Below are 12917 nucleotides of genomic sequence, written 5' to 3' on the forward strand. Positions count from 1 at the left end.
AATGGATCATCGCATGGAACGCGGCGGCGCCGTTCATTTTTTCAAGCTCATCGCTTCAACCCTTCCTGCAGCATGCCCAGCATGTCATTGGCCGACATGCGCGCGGCCGCATCGCTGCCTTCCAACAGACTGTCGGCCAGGTCGCGCTTGTGCTGGTGCAATTCGACGATGCCTTCCTCGATCGTATGTTTCGCCACCAGGCGGTAGATGGTGACGGGGCGCAATTGCCCCATGCGGTGAGCGCGGTCCGAGGCCTGGTCTTCCACGGCCGGATTCCACCACGGATCCATGTGGATCACGTAATCGGCGGCCGTCAAATTGATGCCCATGCCGCCCGCCTTCAGACTGATGAGGAAAACATCGCCGTCGCCCGCCTGGAAGGCGTCGACGCGGCGCTTGCGCTCCTGCATCGGCGTACTGCCGTCGAGATACTGGTAGCGCACGCCATGCTGTTCCAGATGCTGGCGGATCAGGGTCAGATGGTCGACAAACTGGCTGAAGACGAGTACCTTGTGGCGGTTTTCCAGCAAGCCCGACAGCAGTTGCGCGAACGCCGCCAGCTTGCTGCTGGCCAGGCCCAGCTCGGGCGCCACCAGTTGCGGATTGCAGCAGGCGCGGCGCAGCTTCATGATCTCGGCCAGGATCTGGATGGCTTTCTTGGACGCCGGCCCTTCCACCATGGCCAGCTTTTCCAGCGCTTCGCGGCGCAACGATTCGTACAGCGCCGTTTCCTGCGGCGACAATTCCACTTCCAGCACGATTTCCGTGCGCGACGGCAATTCCGACAGCACTTGCGTTTTTGTCCGGCGCAGGATGAACGGCGCGATCAGGCGGCGCAGCCGCAAGCGCGCGCCGGCCGCCGCCCGCTTGTCCTGATCCTTCTCGATGGGCCCGGCGAAGCGCAAATTGAACTGGTCGAGGGTGCCCAGCAAGCCGGGGTTGATGAAGCGGAACAGGTTCCATAATTCGCCCAAATGGTTTTCCAGCGGCGTGCCGCTGGCCACCATGCGGAAATCGCCTTGCAGGGCCATCACGGCTTGCGAGCGCTTGGTCGCGCCATTCTTGATCGCCTGCGCTTCGTCGAGCACGATCGTATGCCAGTGCACGCCGGCAAACATGGCCGCTTCCTGCTGCAGCAAGCCATAGCTGGCCACCACCACGTCGAACGGCTGCAATGTATCGAGCATGTCGGCGCGGTCGCCGCTGCCGAACAGTTTGATGTTCAAGGTGGGCGCGAAGCGCTGCGCTTCGCTGATCCAGTTCATGCAGACGGACGTGGGGGCGACGACGAGGGTGGGGCCGTTCGGCGCGCGCGCCAGGATCAGGGCCAGCGCCTGTAACGTCTTGCCGAGGCCCATGTCGTCGGCCAGGCAGGCGCCCACGCCCCAGTGCGCCAGGCGCGCCAGCCATTCGTAGCCGGCCAGCTGATAGTCGCGCAAGTCCGCCTGCAAGGTGCTGGGCAGCTGCGGTTGATAGTCGTCGAGCGCGCGCAGGCGCAGCAAGTGTTCGCGCCACAATTTGTCGGCGTTCACGCCGCCCGCATCGTTGACCAGCTCTTCCAGCGCAAACGCGGCCAGCGGGTGGATGTGCACGCCATCGGCATGCGCCTCACCATACGCGGCCAGTTCCGACAGTCGCCGGTGCAGCTCGTCGCTGAGGGCCAGGAACTGGTTGTCGCCCAAGGCCACGAAGCGGCTTTTATTGTTCTGCATCAAGTCGAGCAGGGCGCGCAAATCCATCACCTTGTCTTCATCGATCTGCACCTCGCCGCTGGCGGCAAACCAATCTTTTTCACTCTTGATATTCAGGCGCATCTGGCCGCTGTCGATGCGTTTCGACACGCGCATGGTTTCGCCCTCGGGCCAGGCCAGCACGATGCCAGCGGGGTCGAGCGCTTGCAGTTCCACCAGCAGTTGCAGGCCCAGCGCTGGCTGGCCCAGCAGCCACTCGCCATGCTCTTCTTCCGCCTCTTCCAGCACCAGGCACTTACCGATCAGCTGGCGCTGCGCTTCGCGTTCCGCGTTCAGGTCGCGCCGCGCTTGCACGGCACGGCCTGCCACATCGGCAAACACGCTTTCGGCGCCGCTGCCCGGCGCGTAATAGGCGCCGTTGTCGAGCAGTGGGCGGACTAAAATCTGCATTTTCAGGCCCTGCTGGTAGGGCAGCAAATGCACGTGCAGGCGGTGGTCGGCCGTGATCGCTTCCGCGTCGCCGGCGCCGCCGCCGATGTCCGATTGCACGGTGACCATGGACGAGATGGCGCCGATCGCCTGCATCACCTGTTTTTCCGCATGCAGGGGCACGGACAGGCCCAGGCCCACGATGGCGCCGATGCGCCGGTGTTCGTCGAGGATGTGCACGACGCGCAAGCGCGTCGGCGTCTCGCGCTGCACCACGACATTGCTGCCGCTGTCGGGCAGGGGCGGCTGCATGCCCAGCCACAGCTGCCCCTCGTGCGACTTGATCAGGAGCTCCGGCGCGCCGGCGATCAGTTCCACTCTCGTGTCGGGATTGTCGAGCCAGAAGACGAGCGGGTGGCCGACGAGCAGGATGGCGGCTTTGTCGAGCTCGACTTCATAGCGCGGCGCCGATGAATAGTATTGTTTGAACGGCGCGATGCTGCCGGCCGCGCGGGCGTCCTGCGGCGTGAGGAAATCGATGTCGCCCGCTTCCTCGGCCAGGCGTTTCAGGCCCATGGCGCGGCCCTTGCTCCAGCCGCCGCGTGCGTCGCGTTTCTGCTCGCGCACTTCCACTGCAGTGAGACCAAAGCGCGGATCGAACGCCACCAGCCATACGAGCCGCGACACGCCGCCCAGCGCTTCGGCGGGCGCGTTCTGCTGCAGGTTGATCAGGGCGCTCAGCTGGCGCTGCCACGCTTCCTGGCGTTCGAACCACGGCGCCATGTCCGTCAGGCCGTGTTGCGCCCGCTTGCCCGTGGCATAGCGCTCCTGCTGCGGCTCGCCCATCAAGCCCAGCAAGCTGGCCGCCTGCGCGGCGATCAAATCGTAGCCGGCGGCGTCCGCTTGCTGCACTAGGGCTCGCAGCTGGTCCTTGCGTTCGGCCAGTTGCGGTAGCGCCAGCCAGTAGTACAGCAAGGCCTGGAACAGCTGCGCCTGCAGTCCCGTTTCCCAACTGCGCGTGGAAATGCTTTCCGCCTGCTGCACGCCGGCGCGCACGAGGCGCAAGGTGCTCAGTTGCTGGTAGACGATGCTGTCGTGGTTCGGCTGCGCGTGCAGCGCGATATCGAGATAGGTTTCCGCGTTTTTCAGCAGCTTGGCATCGTTGCCGCGCAATAGCGCCAGCACGTACAAATGGCCGCCGATGCCCGTGAAGCACAGCTTGCGCTTGCCCGCCTCCTTGCGCAGCCCTTTCAAGGCCGTTTCAAAGCCGGCCACGGCGTGCGCATGTTCGCCGCGCAACAGGGCGATGCTGCTGTCGACAAACAGCGCCTGCGGCCCCTGCTGGCCCGCCAGGTAACGGGCGGCCGCGTCGAGTTCGCCGCACAGCAGGGCGTCTTCTGCCAGGGCCAGCGGCAGGGCGGCGCCGATATGGTCGCCGGCGGCCGCCTGGCGCGCATGGTGGGCGCGCGCATACGTGCGGATGGCGTGCGCCGTGGCCGGCTCGCGCGGGGCGTTGCCCAGCAGCACGGCGAGTATGTCATCCTGCAGTTGCGGCATGACGAAAGACAGCATTTCCGGTTCGAACGGCCGGCCGAAAATCTCAATCAGCGGATGCAGCTGCTGCGCTTCATAGCAGGCCATGCAGGCGGCCAGGATGGCGGCCACGTGGCGCACCTCGTCGTTGCGCAGCAGGGCGATGCGCAAGCGCGCCACGCCTTGCCGGTAGCTGCGCAATTCCACATAGCCATCCCAGTTGCGGCGCACGGGGTTGATCAGCTCGATGGCCTGGCACAGGTCGCGAAACACCAGGTGCTCGATGGCGGCGCGCATGGCGGGCCAGCGCAATTTCGCTTCGCAGGCAAAGCCCCGTCCCACCACTTCGGATGCCAGCGCGTGCCGCGTCAAATGCTGCAGCATGTTCGTGACGGTGAGCAGGGCGAACGGCGTGCCGTCCGGCTCGACGACATTGGCGCGCTGTAAGTGTTCATACACGGCATGCTTGCCCACCGGTTCGCCCGCGATGGCCAGCAGGGCCAGGATCATCTGTTCGTGCTGCTCCAGTGCGGCAAATTCGTCAAGCAAGAGCTGGTCTGTCATGCGGGCAAATTGGCGATGTGGACGGGCGGTTCGCCGGCCGCCACTGGCAGGCCGAACACGCGCTGGTAGAAATACAGTTCCGCGTCCAGGGTGCGCACGATGTTTTCCGCCTTGCGGAAGCCGTGGCCCTCGCCTTCCAGCGGCACGTAGGCCACCGGCACGCCGCGCGCCTGCAGCGCGTCGACCATCAGCTGCGACTGCTGCGGCGGCACGACCTTGTCGTCGAGGCCCTGGAAGAAGATCATCGGGCGCGACAGTTTATCCGTGTGGTGGATGGGCGAGCGCTCAAGGTACAGCGCCTCGGCTTGCGGCTGCGAAGCGATCAGGTAATCGGTGTAGCGCGATTCGAACTTGTGCGAATCGTCGTCCAGGCCCTTCAGGTCGGACACGCCATAGTAGCTGGCGCCCGCCTTGAAGACGTCGTGGAACGTCAATGCGCACAGGGTCGTCAGGCCGCCCGCGCTGCCGCCGCGGATGATCAGGCGTTCCGGATCGGCCAGGCCGTTGGCGGCCAGGTAGCGCGCGCCGGCGATGCAGTCTTCCACGTCGACGATGCCCCATTGCCCGCGCAGCGCGTCGCGGTATTCGCGGCCGAAGCCGCTGCTGCCGCCATAGTTGACGTCGAGCACGCCGATGCCGCGGCTGGTCCAGTATTGCGTCGCCAGTTTCAAGGTATTGCTGGCCATGCTGGTGGGGCCGCCATGGCTGATGACGATGACGGGCGGCAGAGTACCCGCCGGCGCCTGCACGTCGCCATTGGTGGGCGCATAAAAGAAGGCGTAGGCCGTGCGGCCATTGCTGCTTGGGAAACTCAAGCTGCGCGGCACGGACAAATACTCGAGCGCGGGCAATTGTGCGATCGACTGCGCCAGTACTTCCAGCTCATGGTTGGACAAATCGATGCGCGCCAGTTCTAGCGCGATGGTGGGGCTGCCGCCCAGCAGCGCGACGAAGCCGGGGCCCACGCGCAGTTCGCGGATTTCCTGGTACGGATGCGGTATCGGCTCGAGCTTGGCCGCCGCCACGTTCAATTGCGCCAGGTAGCTGACGCCGGCCTGGATATATGTGCAGACGATCTCGTCGTCGGAAAGAAAACCGTACATGCTGCCGCCGAAAGTCCAGTGCGGCGTGGCAAATTCCGCTTCCATCGGGCACAGCGCCTCGATGTCGGCGCCATGCAGGCGGTACAGATTCCACCAGCCGCTGCTGTCGGAAACGAAGTGCAGCAAGCCGTTCGGCGACCATTCCGGCTGGCAAATCGACTCGCGCGCGCCGCCGGCGATCAGGCGCGGCGAACCGAGGCTGCCGTCCGCCTGCACGTCGGCCAGCCACAGTTCCGTGCCTTGCCACGGCAGGCGCGGGTGGTCCCAGCTGATCCAGGCCAGCTGGCTGCCGTCCGGCGACAAACGCGGCGCCGCATAGAAATCGTGACCGCGCGCCAGCACCGTTTCGCGCCCGTCGAAACCGACGGCCGCCAGGCTGTTTTCCGGATGCGCATGGCCTTCCGCCGGATGCTGTTCGCGCACGGCGATCAGGCGGGAACGGGCCGCATCGACGACGAAGTCCGCATGGCGCGTGTTGCCGCCCGTGGTGAACGCTTCAGGCGCGCTGTCGCCGGCCACGCGGTACAGGCAATTGTCGGCAAAATGCGAGAAATATACGGTATCGCCGGCCACGGCATACGCGCCGCCGCCGTATTCATGCACGCGGGTGCGCACATTGAACGGCGCCGGCGTCAGTTCATTAACCTTGGCGCCGCGCTGGCGCAGCAGGGTGTTGCGGCCCGCTTCGCTGGCGCGCCCGGCCAGCCAGAACACGTCGGCCCCATCCGCACCGCCCAGGGCCAGCTGCGTCAGCGGCGAGGCGCCGGCGGCGACGATGGCCGCGCTGATCGGCGATGGCCAGATGCCATAAGGGGTGCTGGATGCGGTCGAGGTCATGCGGGCTCCGTGTAGTGAGGGGATCAAGGGCCGCCAGGCAGGGTCAGGGCGCGCGGCGGCGTGCATCATCATAATGGAAGGGCAAGCACAACGAAAGTCATCGCTGTGCGTGGCAAATGCTGCAAAGCGGCACCGGAATCAATGAAATGGCGGCGATTGGATGCGATAATACCGCTTCTCCAAGCTCGATTGCCTGCCATGCCACAATTTGCTCCGCTCCAGAACGACAATTTCCTGCGCGCCCTGCTGCGCCAGCCGACCGAGCATACCCCTGTCTGGCTGATGCGCCAGGCGGGCCGCTATTTGCCCGAATACCGCGCCACGCGCGAGCGGGCCGGCTCTTTCCTGGGCCTGGCAAAGAATCCCGATTACGCCACCGAAGTAACCTTGCAGCCCCTGGAGCGCTTCCCGCTCGACGCGGCCATCCTGTTTTCCGACATCCTGACGGTGCCTGACGCCATGGGCCTGGGCCTGTATTTCGCCGATGGCGAAGGCCCGAAGTTCGAGCGTCCGCTGCGCACGGAACAGGACGTGAAGGCGCTGCAAGTGCCGGACCTGGAGTCGCTCGACTACGTTTTCAAGGCCGTCACGCAAATCCGCACGGAACTCAATGGCCGCGTGCCGCTGATCGGTTTTTCCGGCAGCCCGTGGACCCTGGCGTGCTACATGGTGGAAGGCGGCGGCTCGAAAGAGTTCCACACCATCAAGAAGATGCTGTACAACCGCCCGGACCTGATGCACCACATCCTGGCGATCAACGCCACCTCCGTGGCGCAGTATCTGAATGCGCAAATCGATGCCGGCGCGCAAGCCGTGATGATTTTCGACTCGTGGGGCGGTGCGCTGGCCGACGGCGCCTACCAGGAATTCTCGCTGGCCTACATGCAGCAAGTGGTGGCGCAGCTGAAACGCGACAAGGATGGCGTCAAGATTCCCGCCATCGTGTTTACCAAGGGCGGCGGCCAGTGGATCGAGCAGATCGCCGACATTGGCGCCGATGCCGTGGGCCTGGACTGGACCGTCAACCTGACGCGCGCGCGCCAGCTGGTCGGTCATAAAGTGGGCTTGCAGGGCAATCTCGACCCGGCCATCCTGTTTGCCAGCCCCGAGCAGATCCGCGCCGAAGTGGCGAAAGTGCTCAACGCGTTTGGCGCGCCATCGGCAGGCACGGGCCACGTGTTCAACCTGGGCCATGGTATTTCCCAGTTCACGCCGCCGGAATCCGTGGAAGCCATGGTGGAAGCCGTGCACAGCATGAGCCGCGCCATGCGCAGCGGCCAGTAAGTATTCGCTTCCCCCCTGGTTCAGGGGCAAGACAAGGCAGGCTTTCCAGCGGAAGCCTGCCTTTTTCTTTGCTGCGCCCTAGCAAGAAATACCGACTTATGCACAATTTTTTTTGCTGCGGAAATAAGAGGCACCGTAAAAGCCATGCCCGGGGATGCTCTGCAAGTGCTTGATTATTAAGATATAAAAAATCTATTGTTCGGTGGACTTTGTTGCTATTGATAAGGTTATTCTTTCGTTCGCTTGCCTTATTCCTTCATTGTCCACAAAGTTATCAACAGATTCTGTGGATAAAATTGAAAAGTATTTTGTTAACCGATACTTAGCGCCGATGTTCAGGTTTCACCTGAAGTGCATGTTGCAGTGCATGATAATTGAACAATGTTTCGCCGCTCGTCAGCTAAAAACGAACGCTTGCCCGGCAATTGTCAACTTTGCTTCATTCCTCCCGTATTTTTGCGGATCGCATGTATCAAAACGGTGCTGATTTCTGTATAAATACATTACAAATGGTTCAGTTATGCACAGCGCCGGAAATGCCCTGTGGATTTATGGCTTCCCGGGCATCAATTTTTAAGCCATTGATTTTAAAAGGGTAATTTTTCTTGCGTGCCGCTCTTGACGGCGATCGAAATTTTCTGTCCACATTTTTCTGAAAGTTAATTTTGCTTTGTCCACAAAGTTATCCACAGAATTTTCTTCAGGCACGATGACACGCTGTCGTGCCTGCCGTTAGGTGTTTGATGGGCGAAACAAGTATCATGGCCCGCTGGCTTGATGCCGGACTCCCGCGCGCCACCGACCCTGCGGCGCGCTTTTTTATTGAGATAGGCCCACCTCCCATGTCGCAGTGCATTTTGACGTCGTGCATCCTGAAAATCGCGCTCGACACGCCCTTGAACGCCCTGTTCGACTACCGCTGGAACGCGGCGGTGGCGGAGGCCGGTGCGGACGCTGCGGCGCCGCTGCCGCAAGTGGGACAGCTGGCGCTGGTACCATTCGGCCGGCGCGAAGTGATGGGGCTGATCGTCGGCGTCTCCGACAGCACCGACGTGCCCGCCGCGAAATTGAAGGACGTGCTGGCCGTGCGCAGCCAGCTGGCGCCGCTGTCGGAACAGTGGCTGGCGCTGGCCGCCTTTGCCGCCGATTACTACCAGCGCCCGCTCGGTGAAGTGGCGCTGCCCGGTTTGCCGAAAAATTTGCGCGTGCTCACCACCGTGGCGCTCGACCGCGCCATCAAGAAGCTGGGCAAGCTGGCCGACGCGCACGACGGCACGCCGCTGAACATGCCGGTGCTCAACCCGGCGCAGCAGGAGGCGGCGGATGCCATTGGCGGCGCCCAGGGTTTCAAGCCCACCCTGCTGTACGGCGTGACGGGCAGCGGCAAGACGGAAGTGTATCTGCAAGCCTGCGCCCAGGTGCTGGCGCGCGAGGACGATGCGCAAATCCTGATTCTGGTGCCAGAAATCAACCTCACGCCCCAGCTGGAAGGCAATATCCGTGCGCGCTTTCCCGGCGTCATGCTGGCTACCTTGCACAGCAGCCTGTCCGAGGGCGAGCGCATGCTGCACTGGCTGGCCGCCCACCAGGGCCAGGCGCGCATCGTGCTCGGCACGCGGCTGGCCATCCTGGCGTCGTTGCCGAAGCTCAAGCTCATCGTCATCGACGAGGAACACGATCCTTCCTACAAGCAGCAGGAAGGCTTGCGCTATTCGGCGCGCGACCTGGCCGTGTGGCGCGCCTGGCAATTGCAGATTCCCATCGTGCTCGGTTCGGCCACACCGTCGCTGGAAAGCTGGCACCACGCACAGACGGGGCGCTATCGCAAGCTGGAATTGCGCGAACGGGCCGTCAGGAATGCGGTGTTGCCACGCGTCAAGATCCTGGACATGGAGCGCGACAAGCCGAAAGATGGCCTGACTTCGCATCTGGTAGCCGCCTTGAAACTGCGCATGGAGCGCGGGGAGCAGTCGCTGCTGTTCCTGAACCGGCGCGGCTATTCGCCCGTCATCTGCTGCGAATCGTGCGGCTGGATCAGCAATTGCACGCGCTGCACCTCGTTCATGGTGCTGCACAAACCCGAACACCGCTTGCGCTGCCACCATTGCAGCCTGGAACTGCGCATTCCCCGCCATTGCCCCACGTGCGGCAACGTCGACTTGCAGCCGCTGGGACGCGGCACGCAAAGGGTGGAAGAGGGCTTGCAGCAATTGTTTCCGGAGGCGCGGATTTTGCGCATCGACGCCGATTCCACGCGCAAGAAGGGCAGCGCGCAGGAAGCGTTCGACACCGTGCACCGGGGCGAAGTCGATATTCTGATCGGCACGCAGATGGTGGCCAAGGGCCACGATTTCAAAAAGCTGACCCTGGTCGGCATTTTGAATCCGGACACGGCCCTGTTTTCGCAGGACTACCGGGCCAGCGAACGGCTGTTCGCGCAATTGATGCAGGTGGCGGGCCGCGCCGGGCGGGCCGCGCAGACGGAAGGGGGCAGCGTGTCCGAGGTGCTGATCCAGACGCGCTATGCGCGCCATCCGCTGTACGACGCCGTCGTCAACCACGATTACGACCATTTCGCCACGACCTTGCTGGAAGAGCGGGCGCAGGCGGCGCTGCCGCCGTATCTGTTCCAGGCCCTGCTGCGCGCCGAGGCGCCCGAGCTGGCCACGGCCATCGAATTCCTGCAGGCGGCGAAAGAGTGCATGGAACACCCGCAGGTGACCATCAATGACCCGATTCCCATGAGCATGACGCGCGTCTACAACGTGGACCGCGCCCAGCTGCTGCTCGAGTCCGCCTCGCGGCCCGCGCTGCAGGCGTTCTTGAAGGAATGGTTAGCCGAGCTGCGCGCCATGAAAACGCGCGTGAAATGGTCGCTGGAAGTGGACCCGCTCGATATTTGATTACTGCAGGTAGTTGCGGGCCGACTTGACGATCTGTTCCGACAGCAGCTTGGTAAACGGCGTGTCCAGGGTCCAGGCATGCCAGCTCAGTGCCACGTCCAGGGTGCTGCCCGGCATCAGGTCCACGAGACGGTCCGCCGCCAGCGCTGGCGCGGCCAGGCGCTGCGGCATCAGGCCGTAGGCGAGGCCATCCTGGACGCAGCCGCGGCGCGCCGCTTCCACCGGCAAGGTGTGGTGGGGGAATGGTTCACGCATGCTTAATTGTTCAGCGAGGAAACGCGCCAGCAAGCTGTGCTGGCCTACGACGGCCGGTGCCAGTTGCACCGCCTCGGCAATAAAACCATCGCCGAACCAATGGCCCGCAAACACGGGTGTTGCCACGCAGACATAGCGCAAGGTGCCCAGCGGCGTGACGCTGGTGGCCGCCGCCGCGTCGATCGCTGTGCCGGACTCGGCTGCCACGCAGCCAAACACGGAGCCGTCGCGCACCATTTGCAAGGCGCTGTCGCTGTCAGCCAGGCGCACGTCGAGCTGGCAGCGCGGCGGCGCCAGCAGGGCGGACAAGGTGTCGGGGAACCACGTGGCCAGGCTGTCGGCATCGATGGCGATGGCGATTTCCGGCATGCTGACGCTGTTGCCCAAGTCGATGTCGAGCGACGCTTCCATCAGCTTGACATTGCGGTGATGCACGATCAGGCGCTGGCCCAGGCCCGTCGGCACGGCTGGCTGGCCACGGATGATCAGCAAGCGCCCGCTGGCGTCTTCCAGCGCCTTGATCCGCTGCGAGACGGCCGACTGGGTGATGCCCAGCGCCAGGGCGGCCTTGTCGAAACTGCCATGGCTGGCCACGGCGTCCAGCACGGCCAGCGCGCGATAATCGAGTGATCCCATTAGCTCAGCTTATAAATTTTGAAAATGATTAGTTATACTAATGCATATATTGCTGCAAAGTAAAACCTTATTTTCGGCAAACGGGTAGTATCGAACGCTGTGAGCAACCTCAGTGGATGGATAGCACCATGAAGACGATACAAGTGGATGTGGCCGTGATCGGCAGCGGCACGGCCGGCATGACGGCGCACAGGGCGGCGCGCATGCAGGACAAGCGCGTGCTGATGATAGAAAGCGGACCGTACGGCACGACCTGCGCCAGGGTGGGCTGCATGCCCAGCAAACTCCTGATCGCGGCGGCCGAGGCGGCCCATGCCGTGGCTGCCGCGCCCGGTTTCGGCGTGCATCCGGGCCCCGTGCGCATCGATGGCCGGCAAGTGATGGCCAGGGTGCGCAGCGAGCGCGACCGCTTTGTCGGCTTCGTGCTCGACAGCGTCAACGCCATTCCCGAGGAAGAGAAACTGCGCGGCCATGCACGCTTCATCGGACCAGGCAAGCTGCAGGTGGATGAGCATACGATCGTCGAGGCCGCCAGCGTGGTCATCGCCACCGGCTCCACGCCCATCGTGCCGCCCGAGTGGCGGGAGGCGGGCGAGCGCCTCATCACCAGCGACGCCGTGTTCGAATGGACGGATTTGCCCAGCTCGGTGGCCGTGGTCGGCAGCGGCGTCATCGGCCTGGAGCTGGGCCAGGCGCTGGCACGGCTGGGCGTGCGCGTGACCTTGTTTGCGCGCGGCAATAAAGTCGCGCAGCTGACGGACCCGCTGGTGCTGCGCGAGGCGGACGCCGTGCTGGCGCGCGAACTCGATATCCGTTTCATGACCAAGGTCGCGCACATGGCAAAAACGCCGGACGGCAGCGGTATCGTGCTGACCAGTCGCGATGACGCCGGCGTGGAAAAAAGCGAGCAGTTCGAGTATGTGCTGGCCGCCATCGGCCGCGCGCCGAACGTGGACAAGATCGGCCTGGAAACGGCGCAAATCGAGCTCGACCGCCACGGTATTCCCCTGCACGATCCGCACACCATGCAGTGCGGCAAGAGCGCCATCTTCATCGCCGGCGACGCCGACAACGAGTTACCGCTGCTGCCCGAAGCGGCCGACGAGGGCCGTATCGCGGGCGACAACGCGGCGCGCTTTCCTGACGTCAAACCGGGCTTGCGCCGCACGCCGTTGACGATCGCCTTCACGGAACCGCAGATCGCCACCGTGGGCGCGACGTACCAGCAATTGTGCGTGAGCCACGCGGGCCGCTTCGCCGTCGGCGCCGTGTCGTTCGGCAACCAGGGCCGCAGCCGCGTGATGCTGCAAAACCAGGGCTTGCTGCGCGTGTATGCGGAATTCGGCAGCAAGCGTTTTCTCGGCGCCGAGCTGATCGGCCCAAGGGCGGAACACCTGGGCCATCTGCTGGCCTGGGCATGCCAAGCCCAGCTGACGGTGCCGGCCATGCTCGACATGCCGTTTTACCACCCCGTCATCGAGGAAGGCGTGCGCACGGCCTTGCGCGAACTGGCGCTGCACCTGGAAAAAGACCCGGAACATGCGCCCGGCTGCGCCGATTGCACACCGGGACCTTGAAGGCAACTTTATGATTTACATAATTTTGTAGACAAGCTCACATGATTGCGCGATCATCGCTGCCACATTGAAATATTGATTAAAAGCAAAAAACATTTCAATTGG

The 12917-nt window shown here is 63.7% G+C and carries 6 protein-coding genes; 3 read left to right on the forward strand and 3 right to left on the reverse strand.

Annotated features, from left to right (window positions below):
* Window positions 1-47 precede the first annotated feature (47 nt).
* Window positions 48-4217 carry a DEAD/DEAH box helicase gene (locus AC54AG_RS25800; protein ID WP_496632136.1) on the reverse strand — a complete coding sequence of 1390 codons (4170 nt, stop codon included), beginning with the start codon at window positions 4215-4217 and terminating at the stop codon, window positions 48-50.
* A complete protein-coding gene (locus AC54AG_RS25805) occupies window positions 4214-6157 on the reverse strand; it encodes a dipeptidyl-peptidase 5 (protein WP_496632138.1) in 1944 nt (647 codons plus the stop codon). The genes AC54AG_RS25800 and AC54AG_RS25805 overlap by 4 nt, the downstream gene beginning before the upstream one ends.
* Window positions 6158-6355: 198 nt before the next feature.
* Between AC54AG_RS25805 and hemE the strand changes: the two genes are divergently transcribed.
* Window positions 6356-7441 carry a uroporphyrinogen decarboxylase gene (gene hemE / locus AC54AG_RS25810; RefSeq protein ID WP_070303749.1) on the forward strand — a complete coding sequence of 362 codons (1086 nt, stop codon included), beginning with the start codon at window positions 6356-6358 and terminating at the stop codon, window positions 7439-7441.
* 842 nt (window positions 7442-8283) lie between these two features.
* Window positions 8284-10344 carry a primosomal protein N' gene (locus AC54AG_RS25815; protein ID WP_496632141.1) on the forward strand — a complete coding sequence of 687 codons (2061 nt, stop codon included), beginning with the start codon at window positions 8284-8286 and terminating at the stop codon, window positions 10342-10344.
* Here AC54AG_RS25815 and AC54AG_RS25820 read toward each other — a convergent pair whose 3' ends face one another.
* Complete coding sequence (locus AC54AG_RS25820) at window positions 10345-11235, reverse strand: ArgP/LysG family DNA-binding transcriptional regulator (protein WP_496632143.1); 891 nt, start codon at window positions 11233-11235, stop codon at window positions 10345-10347.
* Window positions 11236-11363: 128 nt separating this feature from the next.
* Between AC54AG_RS25820 and AC54AG_RS25825 the strand changes: the two genes are divergently transcribed.
* A complete protein-coding gene (locus tag AC54AG_RS25825) occupies window positions 11364-12812 on the forward strand; it encodes a dihydrolipoyl dehydrogenase (protein WP_496632145.1) in 1449 nt (482 codons plus the stop codon).
* Window positions 12813-12917 lie beyond the last annotated feature (105 nt).

This window comes from Janthinobacterium sp. BCJ23 (genome assembly GCF_059617945.1).

Coding starts and splice junctions, on each gene's coding strand:
- AC54AG_RS25800 (WP_496632136.1), bottom strand. CDS start 4,217: ATGACAGACCAGCTCTTGCTTGACGAATTTGCCGCACTGGAGCAGCAC.
- AC54AG_RS25805 (WP_496632138.1), bottom strand. CDS start 6,157: ATGACCTCGACCGCATCCAGCACCCCTTATGGCATCTGGCCATCGCCG.
- hemE (WP_070303749.1), top strand. CDS start 6,356: ATGCCACAATTTGCTCCGCTCCAGAACGACAATTTCCTGCGCGCCCTG.
- AC54AG_RS25815 (WP_496632141.1), top strand. CDS start 8,284: ATGTCGCAGTGCATTTTGACGTCGTGCATCCTGAAAATCGCGCTCGAC.
- AC54AG_RS25820 (WP_496632143.1), bottom strand. CDS start 11,235: ATGGGATCACTCGATTATCGCGCGCTGGCCGTGCTGGACGCCGTGGCC.
- AC54AG_RS25825 (WP_496632145.1), top strand. CDS start 11,364: ATGAAGACGATACAAGTGGATGTGGCCGTGATCGGCAGCGGCACGGCC.